A 17938-nucleotide genomic window follows, 5' to 3' on the forward strand; every position below is an offset into this window, starting at 1 on the left:
TTAATTATTCTTCATCAAGTTTATACTTAGACAGATCCATACCGAAGGTCAGGCCTTTTTCCTGGATTAGTTGTTCCAATTCTGCCAAAGACTTCTTACCAAAGTTCCTGAATTTCATCATATCAGAAATTTCAAGTTTGGCAAGATCTCCTAGACTCTTAACATCGGCTGCTTTAAGACAGTTATAAGCCCTAACAGAAAGATCCAAATCACTTAAGGAGGTTTTAAGCAACTTCCTCATGTGTAGGTATTCTTCGTCTATTGGCTCAATGGCACCGCTTCCTGGAGCATCGATAACCATAGTCTGATCTGAAAACAGCATGAAATGTTGAATCAAGATCTTTGCAGACTCTTGCAAGGCTTTTTCAGGATGTATAGACCCGTCTGTGCTGACTTCCATGATCAATTGCTCATAATCAGTCTTTTGCTCAACTCGGGTATTTTCAATCCTGTATTTTACATTTTTTATAGGCGTAAAAACAGCATCTACTGAAATCGTACCATAAATCTGTTCCTTAGGTTTGGACTCCTCTGCAGGAAGATATCCTCTACCTTTGTCAACCGTAAGTTCTATCTCAAGGTTTTTTGAATTATCCAAATGACATATAACCAAATCAGGATTCAACACTTCAAAAGAGGTAGTAAATTTGGCAATATCTCCTGCGGTAAAAACATCCTGATTTTTTACTTCCACTGTAATTTTATTATCAATGGCATCATGGATTTTTTTGAACCTGACCTGTTTTAGGTTAAGGATAATATCTGTAACGTCTTCAACCACTCCCTCAATACTCGAAAATTCATGTACTACTCCCGGTAATTTCACGGCAGTAATAGCATATCCTTCCAATGAAGACAAAAGAATCCTTCTGAGGGCATTTCCGATGGTAACCCCGTACCCTTTTTCAAGTGGCTTAAAGGTAAACAGTCCGTGGAAATCGTCTGCTTTCTCCATTACCACTTTCTCTGGCATTTGAAATGCTAATATGGACATATCTTTAATTCTTTTTTTAGGAATGTAAATGATTACTTAGAGTACAATTCTACGATGAGTTGTTCTTTTATGTTCTCTGGAATATCTTCTCTAATTGGAACATTTACAAACTTACCGCTCAGGGAACCATTGTCCCATTCCAACCAACTGTATCTGGTTGTTCCTTTGCCTCTTAAACTTTCTGTAATAGCCTCAAGAGATTTAGATTTCTCTCTTACGGCAACTACGTCGCCAGGCTTCAACTGAAAAGAAGGAATATTTACAACGGTTCCGTTTACAAGAATATGTTTGTGTGAAACCAATTGACGTGCTCCTCTTCTGGTTGGTGCAATTCCCAGTCTATAAACTGAGTTATCCAAACGACCTTCCAACAATTGTAACAAGTTTTCACCCGTAACTCCTTTTTTCCTGGAGGCGTGATCAAACATTTTAGCAAATTGCCTTTCCAATACACCGTATATGTATTTAGCCTTTTGTTTCTCCATCAACTGAACAGCAAATTCAGACTGCTTTTTGCGTCTACCTCTGCCATGCATTCCCGGAGGATAATTTTTCTTCTGAAGCACTTTGCTTTGCCCTTCAATGGGCTCGCCAAATTTCCTGGCAATTTTTGCTTTTGGACCTCTATATCTAGCCATGCTATATTTTCTTTAAATTAAACTCTTCTGCGTTTTGGAGGACGACAACCGTTGTGTGGTAATGGGGTGACATCAGTAATGGTAGTCACATCCAGCCCAACATTTTGTAAGGTTCTGATGGCAGATTCTCTACCAGCACCAGGACCTTTTACAAATACTTCAATCTTTCTAAGACCGAGGTCATACGCAACCTGCCCACAGTTTTGAGCAGCCATTTGAGCAGCATAAGGAGTGTTCTTTTTAGAACCTCTGAATCCCATTTTACCAGCAGAAGCCCAAGAAATCACTTGACCTGAATTATTGGTAATGGATATAATGATGTTGTTAAAAGAAGCCTTGATATGGGCCTGTCCCACAGCTTCAACTTTAACAACCCGCTTTTTAGCTTTTGTCTTTTCGTTTCTTTTCTGAGCCATAATCTATGTCAGGATTTATTTAGTCGCTTTCTTCTTATTGGCAACAGTTTTTCTCTTACCTTTTCTGGTTCTGGCGTTGTTTTTGGTTTTTTGACCACGAACGGGAAGTCCCTTTCTGTGTCTCAAACCTCTGTAACAACCAATATCCATCAGCCTTTTGATACTCAACTGTACTTCAGATTTAAGTACACCTTCCGTCTTGTATTCCTCAGCAATGATGTTCCTGATGGCGGTAGATTCATCATCATCCCACTCCCCGGCTTTCTTGTCTAAAGAAATACCTGCTTTTAATAGTATGGCTTTAGCCGTACTTCTGCCGATACCAAAAATATAGGTAAGGCCTATTTCACCACGTTTATTGTCCGGTATATCGACACCTGAAATTCTAGCCATAGTATTTAACCTTGTCTTTGTTTAAACTTCGGATTCTTTTTGTTGATGACATAAAGCTTTCCTTTCCTTCGGATCACTTTACAGTCAACACTTCTTTTTTTAATAGATGCTTTAACTTTCATATCAATACTAATTTTCCTAATTTGATACTGCTTACTTACTACTACAATTTACTTGTAACGGTAGACGATTCTTCCTTTTGTAAGATCATAAGGAGACATTTCTAACTTAACCTTATCCCCTGGTAAAATTTTAATGTAATTCATTCGCATCTTACCGGAAATATGTGCAATCAATTGGTGACCATTTTCAAGTTCCACCTTAAACATTGCGTTGGACAATGCTTCGACGATGGTACCGTCCTGCTCAATAGATGCTTGTTTAGCCATAATTAAAATTTAAAATTCTCTTCTATAAAACGATGTGTTGTCAAGATTTCGGTTTTATCCTCTAATATGGCAACCGTGTGTTCATAATGGGCGGAAGGCTTCCTATCAGCAGTTCTAATAGTCCAACCATCACGCTCTTGAACAACATTGCGGGTACCTAGGTTTACCATTGGTTCTATGGCTATTACCATCCCTGCTTTTAGTTTGGCTCCTCCTCCTCTTTTCCCCCAATTGGGAACTTCCGGAGACTCATGAAGTTGTTTACCAACACCATGACCAACTAATTCTCTAACAACAGTGTATCCTTTTGCTTCTACAAATTTTTGTATTGCATTACCGATATCACCAACACGGTTTCCACAAACCGCTTTTTCTATCCCTAAATAAAGGGATTCCTTTGTAGCTTTTAAAAGTGCAATCGTCTTGGGAGAAACTTCACCAACAGGGTAAGTATAAGCGGAATCGCTATGAAAACCTTGGTGAAAGACTCCACAATCTATTGAGATTATATCGCCATCTTTCAATTGATATTGACTTGGAAATCCGTGAACAACAACTTCATTCACAGAGATACACAAAGATGCCGGGAAACCATTATATCCTTTGAAGGATGGAATGGCTTTATTATCCCGGATAAATTCTTCAGCAATTTTATCTAAAAAAGAGGTCTTTACCCCTTCTTTCACATGTTTGGCTACTTCACCGTGCGCTTTTCCTAAAATCAGCGCACTTTCTTTTATTATTTCAATTTCTTCTGCAGACTTGAATTGTATCATACTTAAGCCACTGCATAACTTGAAGGGTCATTTTTCATGTTACCACTTTTCATCATACCTTCATAGTGTCTCATCAAGAGGTAACTTTCAATCTGGCGAAGGGTATCTAAGATGACACCTACCATAATCAATAGTGATGTTCCTCCATAAAACTGAGCAAATTCGCTACTTACACCTGCAATGATTGCAAAGGCTGGCATAATGGCTACTAGTGCTAGTAAAATGGATCCTGGTAAAGTTATTCTTGAGATAATGTTGTCAATGAAATCACCAGTGGGTCCTCCAGGCTTAATACCTGGTACAAATCCACCATTTCTTTTCATGTCTTCTGCAATTTGTTCAGGATTAACCGTGATCGCAGTATAGAAGAAGGTAAAGAGTATGATCATCAAAGCAAAAACAAGATTGTATTGCCAAGAAGTAAAATCACTAAATGTGGTACCGATGTAAGATGCTATATCACTGTTGTCAGCCCAAATTTGTGCAATCAATGCTGGTAAGAACATCAACGATTGTGCAAAGATAATAGGCATAACTCCAGATGCATTTACCTTAATTGGTATGTACTGTCGTTGTCCACCATATACTTTACCTCCAACAACTTGTTTGGCGTATTGTACAGGTATTCTTCTTACAGCTTCTGTGAGAGCAACCACTCCAACAACTACAAAGAAGAGAATTACAGCTTCTAGAAGTAATAATAATATACCTCCTCCGCCTTTGGATAAACTCTCAGAGATAATGGCACCTGGCAAAGCAGATATGATACCGATCATTATTAGCATTGAAATACCATTGCCAATACCTTTTTCGGTAATCTTCTCCCCTATCCACATACAGAACATTGTTCCGGCTGTCAATAGTATAAGGGCAGATGTCATAAAGAGGGTCTTATCAATAACTATCGCTTCATCAGGAATAGTGGCTGTAATATAGCCAATCCCTTGAGCTAGAGTAATCAATATGGTGAGAACTCTGGTGATTTGATTGATTCTCTTCCTACCAGACTCTCCATCCTTTTGTAATTTTTGAAAATAGGGTACACCAACAGTCAACAATTGAAGAACAATTGAAGCAGAAATATAAGGCATAATACCCAAGCCAAAAATGGACGCCCTACTGAAAGAACCACCTAAAAAGGTATCTATCAATCCGAAAATACCAGATGCAGCTTCTCCAAGGCGACTTGGATCAACACCTGGCAGGACGACATAGGACCCTATTCTGAAAACGATAAGTAAACCTATAGTATTCAGGATTCGGATTCTTAAATCCTCTATCGAAAAGATATTCTTTACTGTTGAAATAAACTTTTTCATGTATTAAATCTTATTTACAGATCCTCCAACTTTTTCAATCGCCGCTATGGCACTAGCAGAGAAACTGTGGGCACTTACGTTTAATTTTGAAGTAAGTTCGCCTCTTCCTAGGACTTTTACAAGATCTTTTTTGGAAACTAATCCATTTTGATGTAAAACATCGAAATCTATACTGTCCGTGTTAAGTTTGCTTGCCAACTCCTGAATGATATCAAGATTTACTGACTGATAGGCTACCCTATTGTGATTTGTAAATCCAAATTTAGGCACCCTACGTTGAAGAGGCATTTGACCACCTTCAAAACCTAGCTTGGTTTTATAACCAGATCTGGATTTAGCACCTTTATGTCCTTTAGTGGATGTACCTCCTCTACCAGAACCTTGACCTCTACCGATCCTTTTTCTAGTTTTTATGGAGCCTTCCGCCGGTTTTAATGTATGTAATTTCATTTTACTTAGATTTTCGATTGGTTTAAATATTGAATAACTTTTAGGTTACCCAACTTTAAACTTCCTGTACCTTAACTAGATGGGCTACTTTTTTGATCATGCCTTGTAACTGTGGAGTATCTTCTTTCTCCACTGTTCTGTTGATCTTACCTAGTCCCAAAGCTGAAATCGTAGCTTTCTGAGATTTGGGTCTATTAATTATACTCCTTATCTGAGTGATTTGTATCTTTGCCATTTCTTAACCGTTAAAAACTTTAGCAATTTTAATCCTTCTTTGTTGAGAAACAGCAATAGCATCTCTCAATTTCAAAAGCGCTTCAATAGTCGCCTTAACCACGTTATGTGGATTAGAAGAACCTTTCGATTTAGCAAGAATATCAGTATATCCAGCACTTTCTAATACGGCACGCATAGAACCACCAGCCAAAACTCCAGTACCAGGTGCTGCAGGTTTAATTAAAACCAAACCCCCACCATACTTTCCTAATTGCTCATGAGGTATAGTACCTTTATACAAAGGAACTTTAATCAAATTCTTTTTAGCGTCTTCTATACCTTTGGTAATAGCATCCGTTACCTCATTGGCTTTACCTAAGCCATAACCAACAACTCCGTTGCCGTCACCAACCACAACAATTGCTGAAAAGGAGAATCTACGTCCACCCTTTACAACCTTTGCTACACGATTAATGGCAACAACTTTTTCGGTTAATTCTGTATCTGTAGCCCTTATGGGTCTTTTACTTACTTGGGACATAGTTATTAAAATTTAAGGCCTCCTTCTCTGGCACCTTCTGCCAAAGCTTTTACATTACCATGATAAAGATATCCACTTCTGTCAAAGACAACATTATTCAAGCCGTTGGAAACAGCTTTTTCAGCCAATTTCTTACCAACTTCTTTAGAAACAGATACGTTTACATTCTTAATTGCACCCAATTCCTTGGATGAGGCTGCTGCAAGTGTTTGACCTTTTAAATCGTCAATCAATTGAGCGTATATTCCTGTATTACTTTTGAATACAGAAAGTCTTGGCCTGGCATCGGTACCTGAAATCTTCCTTCGGATACCTCTTTTAATTCTCAGTCTTCTAGTTGTTTTCTTGAAAGCCATCTTCTAATTATTTTTTAGCGGCAGTTTTACCAGCTTTACGTCTAATAACTTCTCCTACAAACTTAATACCTTTGCCTTTGAAAGGTTCAACTTTACGTAGGGATCTTATTTTAGCAGCTACCTGACCTATTAATTCTTTGTCGATACTATCTAAAGTAACCAATGGGTTTTTACCTTTAGGAGTTTCTGTTTTGATAGCAACTTCCTGAGGGATCATCAAAAAGATATTGTGAGAGTATCCCAAAGAAAGTTCAAGAACTTGACCTTGATTAGTGGCTTTGTAACCCACACCTACCAGTTCTAATTCTTTTTTGTAACCTTCCGTTACGCCTATCACCATGTTATTCAACAATGAGCGGTAAAGCCCATGTAATGATTTGTGACGCTTGGAGTCAGTTGGCCTTGTAATTACAAGACTACCTTCTTCATTTTCTACTGTAAAATCAGGATGAACATCTTGATTCAGTGTACCTTTGGGACCTTTAACAGTTATCTGATTATGCTCAGTAACGTCTACAGTCACACCCGCAGGTAGATTTATCGGTTTTTTACCTATTCTAGACATATCAATTTATTAGTAAACGTAACAAAGTACTTCGCCACCCACACCTTCTACGCGGGCTTCTTTGTCAGTCATTACACCTTTAGACGTAGAAAGAATCGCAATTCCCAAACCATTAATGACTCTAGGAAGAGAATCTTTGTCTACGTATTTTCTTAAACCTGGCTTACTTACTCTTGTAAGGCTTACAATAGAATTTTCTTTTGTTTGAGGGTTGTACTTCAGGGCAATTTTAATAGTGCCCTGAGGTCCTTCCTCAACAAATTTATAATTCTGAATGTACCCTTTTTCAAGAAGAACTTTTGTAAGTTCTTTTTTAATGTTAGAAGCAGGTATTTCTACTATCCGGTGAGTTGCCTTAATGGCATTCCTCAACCTGGTTAGATAATCAGCTATTGGATCAGTCATATTTGTATTAGTCTAACTGCAAAACCCCTAATGGGCCTGCAAAGTTACACAATGAAATTAAGAATAAAAACTATTATATAATTTTTACCAGCTAGACTTGGTTACACCCGGTATTTTACCTGCTGAAGCCATTTCTCTAAAAGTCACCCTATTGATGCCAAATTTTCTCATATATCCTTTCGGACGGCCGGTAAGTTTGCAACGGTTATGAAGCCTTACTGGAGAAGCATTTTTAGGAAGCTTATCCAATCCCTCGTAATCACCAGCTGCTTTAAGCTCAGCGCGTTTGTTGGCATACTTAGCTACCATACGCTCTCTTTTTCTTTCGCGGGCTTTAATCGATTCTCTTGCCATAATTATTCTGCTTTATTATTATTTACGAAAGGCATTCCAAGTGACTTCAACAAAGCAAGTGCTTCTTCGTCAGTATTTGCAGTGGTCACCAAAGTGATGTCCATACCAGAAATTCTGTTCACCTTTTCGAGACTAATTTCAGGAAAAATAATTTGTTCTGTTACACCTAAAGTATAGTTACCTCGGCCATCAAAGCCTTTATCAGAGATTCCTTTGAAATCCCTAACCCTTGGCAAAGCGATGCTTACCAAACGATCTAAGAATTCAAACATTTTATAACCTCTAAGCGTAACTTTTGCGCCGATTGGCATTCCATCTCTTAATTTAAAGTTAGAGATAGAATTTTTAGCTTTAGTAGCTACAGCTCTTTGACCAGTGATCAATGTAAGTTCTTCAACTCCTTGATCTACTAATTTTTTGTCAGCTACAGCAGCACCAATACCTTTGTTTAAAACAATCTTGGTCAACGTAGGTACTTGCATCACACTCTGAAATTGAAATTTATCTTTCAATTCAGATTTGATTTCGTTGTCGAATTTTTCTTTTAATCTAGGTTTAGCCATTGATCACCTCCCCGGTTATCTTAGAGTATCTTACTAATTTTCCGTCCTCATTCTTTTTCCTACCTATTCTAGTAGCATCACCTGTCTTAGGGTCTACTAGTTTAAGGTTGCTAATATGAATGGGCGCCTCTTTCTTTTCAATACCACCTTGAGGAGAGTTAGTAGTAGGTTTAATATGTTTGGTTACCATATTTAAACCTTCAACTATTGCCCTTCTTTTGGCACGATCAACAGAAAGGATCTTACCTTTTTTGCTTTTATCATCGCCTGCAATTACCAATACGGTATCTCCAGTCTTGATATGCAATTTTGGTTGCTTATTAAATTTTCTTTCCATGATTACAATACTTCAGGGGCTAAAGATACAATTTTCATAAACTGCTTTTCCCTAAGTTCCCTGGCTACTGGGCCAAAAATACGGGTTCCCCTCGGTTCGTCATTGTTGTTTAAAAGTACAGCTGCGTTATCTTCAAATCGGATATACGAACCGTCTTTTCTTCGGACTTCTTTTTTAGTCCTTACTATTACCGCTCTAGACACGGTACCTTTTTTCATATTACTGGATGATAGGGCTGATTTAACAGTGACCACAACCTTGTCTCCAATAGAGGCATACCTTCTTTTGGTTCCTCCCAAAACACGGATTACAAGTACTTCTTTCGCACCTGAATTATCCGCTACACTTAATCTGGATTCTTGTTGTATCATGATTTATAATGCCCTTTCTATTATTTCCACCAATCTCCAACGTTTGCTCTTACTCAGCGGACGCGTTTCACTGATTTTAACCAAGTCTCCTTGCTTACAATCATTGTTTTCGTCATGAGCCATGAATCTGGTCGTTTTACCAACAAATTTACCGTAAATAGGGTGTTTTACACGACGCTCTATTGCCACGGTTATGGACTTATCCATTTTGTTGCTAACTACCTTGCCTATTCTTTCTTTACGAAGGTTTCTATCTGTAGTAGCCATTTTTGTTTATTATTTAGCTAGTTGTTTGGCTCGTAAGAATGTATTCAACCTTGCAACCAAACGCCTTGATTCTCTTATTCTATTAGGATTCTCAATAGGGGATATCGCATGAGCAAAACGTAATTTTGTCAAGTTCTCCCTCTCCGCTTCAACGCGGGATTGTATTTCGCTCTCTGTTAGAGCAATGATTTCAGAATTTTTCATCAGCTTATGATCCAACGTAATCTCTACGTACGATAAATTTTGTACTAACAGGAAGCTTTTGTTGTGCTAATCTAAGGGCTTCTTGCGCAACTTCCTCAGAAACACCAGTAGCTTCAAAAAGGATTGTTCCTGGTCTGATAACTGCTACCCAGTATTCAGGAGCTCCTTTACCTTTACCCATCCTTACCTCAGCAGGTTTTTTAGTGATCGGTTTATCTGGAAATATTCGGATCCAAACTTGTCCTTCCCTTTTCATTGCTCTTGTCATAGCAATACGGGCAGCTTCTATTTGTCTCGAAGTGATCCATCCAGGCTCCAGGGATTTGATTCCAAAATTACCAAAGGCCAAAGTATGACCTCTTTGGGCAATTCCTTTGATCCTCCCTTTATGCATTTTTCTAAATTTCGTTCTTCTTGGCTGTAACATGATTGCTCAGTTAAGGATTTTTAGTTGTTTCTTTTTCTTCTCTTAGGTCCGCCTTCTCTTCTTCTTCTGTTACCAGCAGGCGCGTTTCCTTTGGAATCATTGCTTAGCCCAGCGTTAGGAGAAAGATCTCTTTTACCGTAAACTTCACCTTTGAAAATCCAAACTTTGATCCCTATTTTACCATAAACTGTTTGTGCTTCAGAAAGCGCATAGTCCACATCTGCACGAATGGTGTGCAATGGAATTCTACCTTCTTTGTACATCTCAGATCTAGCCATTTCAGCACCACCTAATCTACCGGAAAGTTTTACTTTAATCCCTTCAGCGCCTACTCTCATAGTAGCTGCAATGGATTGTTTCATAGCTCTCCTAAAAGAAATCCTGGCCTCTAATTGCTGTGCAATAGATTCACCAACCAACTTTGCATCTAATTCAGGACGTTTGATTTCAAATATGTTAATTTGAATGTCCTTATCAGTAATTTTCTTAAGTTCTTCTTTTAGCTTATCCACCTCAGAACCACCTTTTCCAATCACTACACCAGGACGTGCAGTTTGAATGGTTAGGGTTATTCTTTTAAGAGTCCTTTCAATAATCACTTTAGAAATACCACCTTTAGGGATCCTGGCAAAAACGTATTTTCTGATATTCTGGTCTTCATAAAGCTTATCAGCGAAATCGCGTCCTCCATACCAGTTAGAGTCCCACCCCTTAATGATACCAAGCCTTAAACCAATTGGGTTAACTTTTTGTCCCATATTTTAGTTTACTTTTTCATTTGATTCAACAATATCAGCGGTAACTTCTCCGGCAACGGAGTCTACTACTAGCGTTACATGATTTGATCTTTTACGGATTCTATGTGCTCTTCCCTGAGGTGCAGGTCGAAGCCTTTTCAACATCCTACCTCCATCTACAGAGATGGTCTTGATATACAATTCAGCGTCTTCAAGCTTTTCATCAGGATTTTTCGCCTGCCAGTTGGCAATAGCGGATAAAACCAGTTTTTCAAGTCTGATAGATCCATGATTAGGCGTAAATTTCAAGATGCTTAATGCCTGACCAACTTTCTTTCCCCTTACTAGATCCGCAACCAGACGCATCTTTCTGGGAGAGGTAGGAACATTATTTAATTTTGCTATAGCTTCCATGATTATCTCTTTCCTTTATCTTTTTTGGCAATGTGTCCACGGAAATTCCTGGTAGGTGCAAATTCACCTAACTTATGTCCAACCATATTGTCGGTCACAAAAACAGGAATAAATTTGTTTCCATTATGCACTGCAAAGGTCAGTCCAACAAAATCTGGAGAAATCATTGATCTTCTGGACCAAGTTTTGATTACAGATTTTTTCCCAGATTCGTTCATAACATCCACTTTCTTTAACAAGTGGTGCTCTATATATGGGCCTTTTTTTAACGAACGTGCCATGTTTACTTAGTTCTTCTGCTAATGATAAATTTATTGGAGTACTTTTTGGGCGAACGAGTCTTTTTACCCTTGGCCAATAAGCCATTTCTCGAACGTGGATGACCACCTGAAGAACGGCCTTCACCACCACCCATTGGGTGATCTACAGGGTTCATAGCAACACCTCTTGTACGAGGTCTTCTTCCAAGCCATCTCTTACGACCAGCTTTTCCAAGTACTACGTTCATATGGTCTCCATTAGAAACAGTTCCAATCGTAGCCTTACATGTACCCAAAACAATTCTCATTTCGCCAGAAGGCAATTTGAGTGTCACGTATTTTCCTTCTCTAGCCAAAAGCTGAGCGTATCCACCCGCACTTCTTGCCATTGCTCCACCTTTACCAGGCTTCAATTCAATGTTGTGAATAATTGTACCCAAAGGAATTTTACTCAAATACAAAGTATTGCCAACTTCAGGACTTGCTCCTTCACCAGAAACAACCGTTTGACCTACTTCAAGTCCTTCAGGTGCAATCATGTAAGCTTTAGTACCATCTACGTAAAACAACAAAGCAATCCTTGCTGTTCTATTTGGATCGTATTCTATCGTCTTAACAACTGCAGGAACGCCTTCTTTATTTCTTTTGAAATCGACGATCCTAAGTCTCTTTTTATGTCCGCCACCTAGATATCTGGTGGTCATTTTACCGCTATGATTCCTGCCACCGCTTTTCTTCAAAGGAGCCAAGAGGCTCTTTTCCGGCTTAGAGGTAGTAACTTCATCAAATGAAGGTGCCACCCTAAAACGGGTACCAGGAGTTACAGGTTTTAATTTTTAACTGCCATTGCTCTGATTCAATTAAATTTCTCCGTAAAAATCAATGATTTCACCTTCTGCTACCTGTACCATTGCCTTCTTAAAGGTGTTGGTATATCCAGAAACAATTTTAGCTTTGGTGTACCTCGTCTTTTTCTTTGCAGCATAGCGCATGGTGCGTACTTCAACCACTTTAACACCGTACATTTTCTCTACGGCATCTTTAATTTGAGGCTTTTTTGCAGTTCTTTCAACTACAAAACCGTACACCCCACGTTCGTTCATGGCTGAGATCTTTTCTGTAATTAAAGGTCTTTTTAATATATCCATGATTTTACTTCGATAAAAGGGTTTCTAACTTACTTACTGCACCTTCACAAAGAACAAGACTATCAGCATCAAGAACTTCGTAAGTATTCAACTCACTGAAAATTCTAACTTTCGTCTTTGGTACGTTCCTAGATGACAAATAAACATTTGGATTGTTTTCACCAACCACTAGAAGTGTCTTTTTATCTGATAAAGATAACTTGGACAACAGATTGATAAAATCTTTGGTCTTAGGTGCATCAAAAACCAAATCTTCTAAAATCACTAAACCATTTTCTTTGGCTTTGTAACTTAATGCAGACTTTCTGGCAACCTGCTTCAATTTCTTGTTCAATTTAAAAGAGTAATCTCTAGGCCTTGGCCCGAATACTCTTCCTCCTCCTCTAAATATTGGAGATTTGATAGACCCTGCACGAGCACTACCGGTACCTTTTTGCTTTTTAATCTTTCTGGTAGAGCCGGAAATTTCCGCTCTTTCTTTAGATTTATGCGTACCCTGTCTTCTATTCGCCAAATACTGTTTTACATCCAGATAAATCGCGTGATCATTGGGCTCCATAGAAAATATATCTTCCGAGAGCGTGATCTTCCTTCCGGTTTCTTCACCGGTTTGTTTTAATATCGCTAATTCCATCTTATTACTTCTCTAGAATCACAAAAGAATTTTTGGCTCCCGGTATTGAACCACTAACTAATAGTAGGTTCTTTTCAGGATATATTTTAAGTACTTTCAAATTTAGTACTTTGACCCTGTTACCACCGGTTCTTCCAGCCATTCTCATGCCTTTAAAAACCCTTGAGGGCCAAGAGCAAGCACCGATAGAACCTGGATGACGTAGTCTGTTGTGCTGGCCGTGAGTGGCACCGCCAACCCCTGCAAACCCATGACGCTTAACAACACCTTGGAAACCTTTCCCTTTGGAAGTTCCTATGGCATCAATAAAATCGCCTTCAACAAAGATCTTGTCAGATACCACAGTTTTACCCATGTCAACCTGACCTTCGAATTCCACTCTGAAATCCCTAAATTCAACAACTTTCTGTTTTGGAGTTGTCCCAGCCTTTTTAAAATGGCCAATTAATGGTTTAGGCGTATTTTTTTCTTTACGCTCCCCATAAGACAACTGTACAGCGTTGTACCCGTCTGATTCTACATTTTTTACTTGCGTAACTACACAAGGACCAGCTTCTACTAACGTGCATGCGACATTTCGTCCATCGGCACTAAAAATACTAGTCATTCCGATTTTTTTACCTATTATTCCAGACATCTTTGGATATATGATATACAATGATTCACAAGTGTCTACACACCTGTCCCCTTTAAAGGATTGCAAAGTTAGTAATTTAAACTCAGGTAACAAACTGCAACATGAATATTTTCAAACAATTAGCTTAGAAAACATCCGGAAGCAGAGTTATATTTTACTTTCTACTAAAACCAACGCAAAAAATTTGCTCAAAAAAAAACCTACACCAGAAATGGTGTAGGTTTTTTTCAAATTTTATAAGTAAAGATTAAACTTTAATTTCTACATCAACTCCACTTGGAAGTTCGATTTTCATCAAAGCATCTACAGTTTTTGAACTATTAGAGTAGATATCTACCAATCTCTTGTACGTACAAAGCTGAAATTGCTCTCTAGCTTTTTTGTTTACGTGTGGAGATTTCAATACGGTGAATTTCTCTTTTTTAGTTGGAAGAGGAATTGGACCTACAACCACTGCACCTGTAGATTTTACAGCTTTCACGATTTTCTCTGATGACTTGTCCACCAGGCTATGATCGTAAGACTTTAGTTTTATTCTGATTTTTTGATTCATGTTCGATTATTTTAAGCCTTCTCTCCTTTTACTTTAGCTATGATAGCTTCGGCAATGTTATTAGGAACAGGGTCATAGTGTGAGAAAGTAAGTGAGGCAGAAGCCCTTCCTGATGTAATGGTTCTCAAATCTGTAACATAGCCAAACAATTCTGACAATGGTACTGAGGACTTGATAACAGAAGCTACACCTTTTGTATCCATCCCTTTCATCAAACCTCTTCTACGGTTCAAGTCACCTGTTACAGGTCCTGTGTATTCTTCAGGTGTAACTACTTCCACAGCCATGATTGGCTCCAATAATTGAGGCTTACATTTTTTAGCTGCTTCCCTAAATCCTAGTCGCGCTGCCATTTCAAATGACAATGCATCTGAATCCACATCGTGGAAAGAACCATGGAACAATCTCACTTTCATGGATTCAATTGGATATCCTGCCAATGGACCATTCTTCATAGACTCCGCAAAGCCTTTCTGAACTGAAGGGATAAATTCTCTTGGAATAACACCACCTACGATACCATTTACAAAATCCAATCCTGCTTTGATCTCATTGGTTTCAGGATCTGGGTCTTTTGGTCCAATTTCGAACACAATGTCTGCAAATTTACCCTTACCACCTGTTTGCTTCTTGTACACTTCTTTGTGTTCAATACCAGCAAAAAGAGCTTCCTTATAAGCTACCTGAGGTGCACCTTGAGTGATCTCAACCTTAAACTCACGCTTAAGCCTGTCGATAATAATTTCAAGGTGAAGTTCACCCATACCTCTCAAGATAACCTGACCAGTTTCGTGATCTGTGTTAACGTGTAGTGTAGGATCTTCCTCAACCAACTTAGAAATAGCCATACCTAATTTATCGACATCCGCTTGAGTTTTAGGCTCAATCGCATAACCAATAACTGGTTCAGGGAAAGTCATTTCTTCTAGGATAACTTTATGTTTTTCATCACAAAGTGTATCCCCAGTTTTGATATCTTTAAAACCAACACCAGCACATATATCTCCAGCTTCTACCCTATCAATTGGGTTTTGCTTGTTGGAGTGCATCTGAAGTAGTCTTGATATTCTTTCTTTTTTATTCGTTCTAGTGTTGAATACATATGATCCAGAACTCAAGTTTCCAGAATACACACGCATAAATGCCAATCGACCAACAAATGGATCGGTAGCAATTTTAAATGCTAGTGCTGCAAATGGTTCATCACTGTCAGGATGTCTTAACACTGGCTCTTCAGTATCAGGATCAGTTCCTTTTACAGGAGGCAAATCAAGAGGTGAAGGCAAGTATGCCATTACAGCATCCAATAAGGCCTGAACTCCTTTGTTTTTGAAAGCAGAGCCACAAAGAACAGGAGAAAAGTCCATGTTAATAACTGCCTTTCTGATGGCTGTCATTATTTCTTCTTTGGTGATGGAGTTTTCATCCTCAAAGAATTTAATCATTAAATCCTCATCATAAGAAGCTACTTGCTCAATAAGACTTTGTCTGTATTCTGCAACAGTCTCCTTAAGATCTTCAGGAATATCAATGACTTTATATGTCATTCCCTGATCCTCTTCATTCCATACAATGGCCTGATTAGTGATAAGGTCAACAACTCCTCTAAATGTGTCCTCTGCTCCAATTGGAATCTGAAGAGGAACAGGGTTAGCACCTAATTTCTCTTTGATTTCAATAATAGCATTGAAAAAATCAGCTCCGGCACGATCCATTTTGTTTACAAAGCAGATTCTTGGAACGTGATATTTATCAGCTTGTCTCCAAACTGTTTCGGACTGAGGCTCTACACCTGACACAGCACAAAACAAGGCAACTGCACCATCCAATACACGAAGGGATCTTTCTACCTCTACGGTAAAATCCACGTGACCTGGGGTATCAATCAAGTTAACGTGATATTCTTTAGTGGTTTCTAAAGGTTGTCCTTGATTTGTTGGGTATTTCCATTTGGTAGTTGTAGCGGCAGAAGTGATGGTAATCCCTCTCTCCTGCTCTTGCTCCATCCAGTCCATAGTGGCTGCTCCATCATGTACTTCACCGATTTTATGTGACAAACCAGTGTAATACAAAATACGCTCGGAAGTTGTTGTTTTTCCGGCGTCAATGTGAGCCATTATACCAATGTTTCTTAAATATTGTAAGTCTTTCTTAGCCATTACTTATTAAAATCTAAAATGCGAGAATGCTTTATTGGCTTCCGCCATCCTATGCGTATCGTCTTTCTTCTTCACAGCCGCTCCTTCTCCTTTAGAAGCTGAGATAATCTCTCCAGCCAGTCGATCCATCATGGTTTTTTCACCTCTTTTTCTAGCAAAAGTAATCATCCATTTAATACCTAAGGAAATTTTACGGTCAGGCCTAACTTCCAAAGGTACCTGGAAAGTTGCACCCCCAACTCTACGACTCTTTACCTCTACGGCAGGAGTGATAGTGTTAAGCGCTTTTTTCCAAACCTCAAGACCATTCTCACCTACTTTTTCTTCTACTTTGCTGATAGCATCATAGAATATTCTGTAAGCAATACTTTTCTTACCGTCTACCATAAGACAATTGACGAACCTGGTGACCAAAGTGTCATTGAATTTGGGATCAGGAAGAATATACCTCTTTTTTGGTTTTGCTTTTCTCATTTTATTCTGTTATTAATATGATATTATTTTTTAGCGGCCTTAGGTCGCTTAGCCCCATATTTAGAACGGCCCTGCTTACGGTCTTTCACGCCTGCAGTATCCAATGCTCCACGGATAATATGGTATCTAACTCCTGGTAAATCTTTAACCCTTCCACCACGGATCAACACAATAGAGTGCTCTTGAAGGTTGTGACCCTCTCCAGGAATGTAAGCGTTGACTTCTTTACCATTGGTCAATCTAACCCTGGCCACTTTTCTCATGGCAGAATTAGGCTTCTTTGGCGTAGTAGTGTACACACGGGTACACACACCTCTCCTTTGAGGACATGCATCCAAAGCCCTTGACTTGGATTTGCTCTCAAGAGTGGTTCTACCTTTTCTAACTAACTGTTGTATAGTAGGCATTAATAGATAAATTAATTAATCTGCTTTAAACTTATAAAATTCGGATTGCAAAGGTAAACAAATCAATAAAACAAACAAAATTAAGGAGTTATAATTTGTAATGGTCCTATAAACTATCTTCACGGTAAATAGGATTTTTACGTTACTCCTGATTATTATGCTTCTCCTAATGTTCCCCCAAAATTCATTGGGAATTGAGGTGCATCCTTTCCTCCTTGGATTTTCCCAAATGCTTTTTCGTACTTTTCGATGTTATCTTTCAAAGCATGTAAAAGCCGCAAAGCATGATCTGGCGTCATTATTATTCGTGATTTAACCTTTGCCTTAGGTATTCCAGGCATCAGGCGAATAAAATCTACGACAAATTCTGAATTAGAATGAGCGATCATTGCTAAATTGGAATATATTCCTTCAGCAATCTCATCCGTCAGCTCAATATTTATTTGCTGCTTTTTCTGCTCCTCTATTTTTTTATCATCTTCCATAGCGTATGTCAAATAGGATAAAAAAAGGTCTGCTCCAAAAAGCAGACCT

General features: G+C 38.6%; 32 protein-coding genes and 1 pseudogene. All 33 read right to left on the reverse strand.

Going from position 1 to position 17938, the window contains the following annotated elements:
• Window positions 1-4: 4 nt before the first annotated feature.
• The 33 genes and pseudogenes from ADICYQ_RS09105 to ADICYQ_RS09265 all read right to left on the reverse strand — a co-directional run bounded on the left by ADICYQ_RS09105 (window position 5) and on the right by ADICYQ_RS09265 (window position 17889).
• Entirely contained in the window at window positions 5-994 is a 990-nt protein-coding gene (locus ADICYQ_RS09105; RefSeq protein WP_020888625.1) for a DNA-directed RNA polymerase subunit alpha, read from the reverse strand.
• 32 nt (window positions 995-1026) lie between these two features.
• Window positions 1027-1632, reverse strand: a complete 606-nt coding sequence (rpsD, locus tag ADICYQ_RS09110; RefSeq protein WP_020888626.1) for a 30S ribosomal protein S4 — start codon at window positions 1630-1632, stop codon at window positions 1027-1029.
• Between the two features lie 17 nt (window positions 1633-1649).
• Window positions 1650-2048: a 30S ribosomal protein S11 gene (rpsK, locus tag ADICYQ_RS09115; protein ID WP_014020645.1), complete on the reverse strand. Its 399-nt coding sequence runs from the start codon at window positions 2046-2048 to the stop codon at window positions 1650-1652.
• Window positions 2049-2063: 15 nt separating this feature from the next.
• A complete protein-coding gene (gene rpsM / locus ADICYQ_RS09120) occupies window positions 2064-2441 on the reverse strand; it encodes a 30S ribosomal protein S13 (RefSeq protein ID WP_020888627.1) in 378 nt (125 codons plus the stop codon).
• Between the two features lie 5 nt (window positions 2442-2446).
• Window positions 2447-2563, reverse strand: coding sequence for a 50S ribosomal protein L36 (gene rpmJ / locus ADICYQ_RS26705; protein WP_009034194.1), 117 nt, complete (start codon window positions 2561-2563; stop codon window positions 2447-2449).
• 48 nt (window positions 2564-2611) lie between these two features.
• Entirely contained in the window at window positions 2612-2830 is a 219-nt protein-coding gene (gene infA / locus ADICYQ_RS09125) for a translation initiation factor IF-1 (RefSeq protein ID WP_014020643.1), read from the reverse strand.
• Between the two features lie 2 nt (window positions 2831-2832).
• Window positions 2833-3606: a type I methionyl aminopeptidase gene (map, locus tag ADICYQ_RS09130; RefSeq protein ID WP_020888628.1), complete on the reverse strand. Its 774-nt coding sequence runs from the start codon at window positions 3604-3606 to the stop codon at window positions 2833-2835.
• 2 nt (window positions 3607-3608) lie between these two features.
• Window positions 3609-4925: a preprotein translocase subunit SecY gene (gene secY / locus ADICYQ_RS09135; RefSeq protein WP_020888629.1), complete on the reverse strand. Its 1317-nt coding sequence runs from the start codon at window positions 4923-4925 to the stop codon at window positions 3609-3611.
• A 3-nt stretch (window positions 4926-4928) separates the two neighbouring features.
• Window positions 4929-5375: a 50S ribosomal protein L15 gene (gene rplO, locus ADICYQ_RS09140; RefSeq protein ID WP_020888630.1), complete on the reverse strand. Its 447-nt coding sequence runs from the start codon at window positions 5373-5375 to the stop codon at window positions 4929-4931.
• Between the two features lie 55 nt (window positions 5376-5430).
• The gene (gene rpmD / locus ADICYQ_RS09145; RefSeq protein ID WP_020888631.1) at window positions 5431-5610 is read right to left on the reverse strand and encodes a 50S ribosomal protein L30; all 180 of its coding nucleotides are present in this window, start codon (window positions 5608-5610) and stop codon (window positions 5431-5433) included.
• 3 nt (window positions 5611-5613) lie between these two features.
• Entirely contained in the window at window positions 5614-6132 is a 519-nt protein-coding gene (gene rpsE / locus ADICYQ_RS09150) for a 30S ribosomal protein S5 (protein WP_020888632.1), read from the reverse strand.
• Window positions 6133-6137: 5 nt separating this feature from the next.
• On the reverse strand, window positions 6138-6488 hold the full coding sequence (gene rplR / locus ADICYQ_RS09155) for a 50S ribosomal protein L18 (RefSeq protein WP_020888633.1): 351 nt from the start codon (window positions 6486-6488) through the stop codon (window positions 6138-6140).
• 7 nt (window positions 6489-6495) lie between these two features.
• The gene (gene rplF / locus ADICYQ_RS09160; protein ID WP_020888634.1) at window positions 6496-7053 is read right to left on the reverse strand and encodes a 50S ribosomal protein L6; all 558 of its coding nucleotides are present in this window, start codon (window positions 7051-7053) and stop codon (window positions 6496-6498) included.
• A 9-nt stretch (window positions 7054-7062) separates the two neighbouring features.
• Window positions 7063-7458, reverse strand: coding sequence for a 30S ribosomal protein S8 (rpsH, locus tag ADICYQ_RS09165; RefSeq protein WP_020888635.1), 396 nt, complete (start codon window positions 7456-7458; stop codon window positions 7063-7065).
• 84 nt (window positions 7459-7542) lie between these two features.
• Window positions 7543-7812 carry a 30S ribosomal protein S14 gene (rpsN, locus tag ADICYQ_RS09170; protein WP_020888636.1) on the reverse strand — a complete coding sequence of 90 codons (270 nt, stop codon included), beginning with the start codon at window positions 7810-7812 and terminating at the stop codon, window positions 7543-7545.
• 2 nt (window positions 7813-7814) lie between these two features.
• Window positions 7815-8375: a 50S ribosomal protein L5 gene (gene rplE, locus ADICYQ_RS09175; RefSeq protein ID WP_020888637.1), complete on the reverse strand. Its 561-nt coding sequence runs from the start codon at window positions 8373-8375 to the stop codon at window positions 7815-7817.
• On the reverse strand, window positions 8368-8712 hold the full coding sequence (gene rplX, locus ADICYQ_RS09180) for a 50S ribosomal protein L24 (protein WP_020888638.1): 345 nt from the start codon (window positions 8710-8712) through the stop codon (window positions 8368-8370). Before rplX ends, rplE begins: the two co-directional genes overlap by 8 nt.
• 2 nt (window positions 8713-8714) lie before the next feature.
• Entirely contained in the window at window positions 8715-9083 is a 369-nt protein-coding gene (rplN, locus tag ADICYQ_RS09185) for a 50S ribosomal protein L14 (protein ID WP_020888639.1), read from the reverse strand.
• A 3-nt stretch (window positions 9084-9086) separates the two neighbouring features.
• Window positions 9087-9350, reverse strand: coding sequence for a 30S ribosomal protein S17 (gene rpsQ / locus ADICYQ_RS09190; RefSeq protein ID WP_020888640.1), 264 nt, complete (start codon window positions 9348-9350; stop codon window positions 9087-9089).
• A 9-nt stretch (window positions 9351-9359) separates the two neighbouring features.
• Window positions 9360-9554, reverse strand: a complete 195-nt coding sequence (gene rpmC, locus ADICYQ_RS09195) for a 50S ribosomal protein L29 (RefSeq protein ID WP_040415370.1) — start codon at window positions 9552-9554, stop codon at window positions 9360-9362.
• Between the two features lie 4 nt (window positions 9555-9558).
• Window positions 9559-9981, reverse strand: coding sequence for a 50S ribosomal protein L16 (gene rplP / locus ADICYQ_RS09200; RefSeq protein ID WP_040415373.1), 423 nt, complete (start codon window positions 9979-9981; stop codon window positions 9559-9561).
• A 20-nt stretch (window positions 9982-10001) separates the two neighbouring features.
• The gene (gene rpsC, locus ADICYQ_RS09205) at window positions 10002-10739 is read right to left on the reverse strand and encodes a 30S ribosomal protein S3 (protein WP_020888642.1); all 738 of its coding nucleotides are present in this window, start codon (window positions 10737-10739) and stop codon (window positions 10002-10004) included.
• Between the two features lie 3 nt (window positions 10740-10742).
• A complete protein-coding gene (gene rplV / locus ADICYQ_RS09210; protein ID WP_020888643.1) occupies window positions 10743-11132 on the reverse strand; it encodes a 50S ribosomal protein L22 in 390 nt (129 codons plus the stop codon).
• 2 nt (window positions 11133-11134) lie between these two features.
• Complete coding sequence (rpsS, locus tag ADICYQ_RS09215; RefSeq protein ID WP_014020625.1) at window positions 11135-11413, reverse strand: 30S ribosomal protein S19; 279 nt, start codon at window positions 11411-11413, stop codon at window positions 11135-11137.
• Between the two features lie 2 nt (window positions 11414-11415).
• Window positions 11416-12228, reverse strand: a pseudogene (gene rplB / locus ADICYQ_RS09220) (50S ribosomal protein L2); the annotation flags it as partial.
• 24 nt (window positions 12229-12252) lie between these two features.
• On the reverse strand, window positions 12253-12540 hold the full coding sequence (gene rplW, locus ADICYQ_RS09225) for a 50S ribosomal protein L23 (RefSeq protein WP_020888646.1): 288 nt from the start codon (window positions 12538-12540) through the stop codon (window positions 12253-12255).
• Between the two features lie 4 nt (window positions 12541-12544).
• Window positions 12545-13174 carry a 50S ribosomal protein L4 gene (gene rplD / locus ADICYQ_RS09230; protein WP_020888647.1) on the reverse strand — a complete coding sequence of 210 codons (630 nt, stop codon included), beginning with the start codon at window positions 13172-13174 and terminating at the stop codon, window positions 12545-12547.
• 4 nt (window positions 13175-13178) lie between these two features.
• On the reverse strand, window positions 13179-13811 hold the full coding sequence (gene rplC / locus ADICYQ_RS09235) for a 50S ribosomal protein L3 (RefSeq protein WP_040415383.1): 633 nt from the start codon (window positions 13809-13811) through the stop codon (window positions 13179-13181).
• 247 nt (window positions 13812-14058) lie between these two features.
• Window positions 14059-14364: a 30S ribosomal protein S10 gene (rpsJ, locus tag ADICYQ_RS09245; protein ID WP_014020620.1), complete on the reverse strand. Its 306-nt coding sequence runs from the start codon at window positions 14362-14364 to the stop codon at window positions 14059-14061.
• 11 nt (window positions 14365-14375) lie between these two features.
• A complete protein-coding gene (gene fusA / locus ADICYQ_RS09250) occupies window positions 14376-16523 on the reverse strand; it encodes an elongation factor G (RefSeq protein ID WP_020888649.1) in 2148 nt (715 codons plus the stop codon).
• A gap of 6 nt (window positions 16524-16529) precedes the next feature.
• A complete protein-coding gene (gene rpsG / locus ADICYQ_RS09255; RefSeq protein ID WP_020888650.1) occupies window positions 16530-16997 on the reverse strand; it encodes a 30S ribosomal protein S7 in 468 nt (155 codons plus the stop codon).
• A gap of 23 nt (window positions 16998-17020) precedes the next feature.
• Window positions 17021-17404 carry a 30S ribosomal protein S12 gene (rpsL, locus tag ADICYQ_RS09260; protein WP_009053171.1) on the reverse strand — a complete coding sequence of 128 codons (384 nt, stop codon included), beginning with the start codon at window positions 17402-17404 and terminating at the stop codon, window positions 17021-17023.
• A 155-nt stretch (window positions 17405-17559) separates the two neighbouring features.
• A complete protein-coding gene (locus ADICYQ_RS09265) occupies window positions 17560-17889 on the reverse strand; it encodes a DUF3467 domain-containing protein (RefSeq protein ID WP_020888652.1) in 330 nt (109 codons plus the stop codon).
• Between the last annotated feature and the right edge of the window lie 49 nt (window positions 17890-17938).

Source organism: Cyclobacterium qasimii M12-11B (assembly GCF_000427295.1).
Classification (GTDB): Bacteria; Bacteroidota; Bacteroidia; order Cytophagales; family Cyclobacteriaceae; genus Cyclobacterium; species Cyclobacterium qasimii.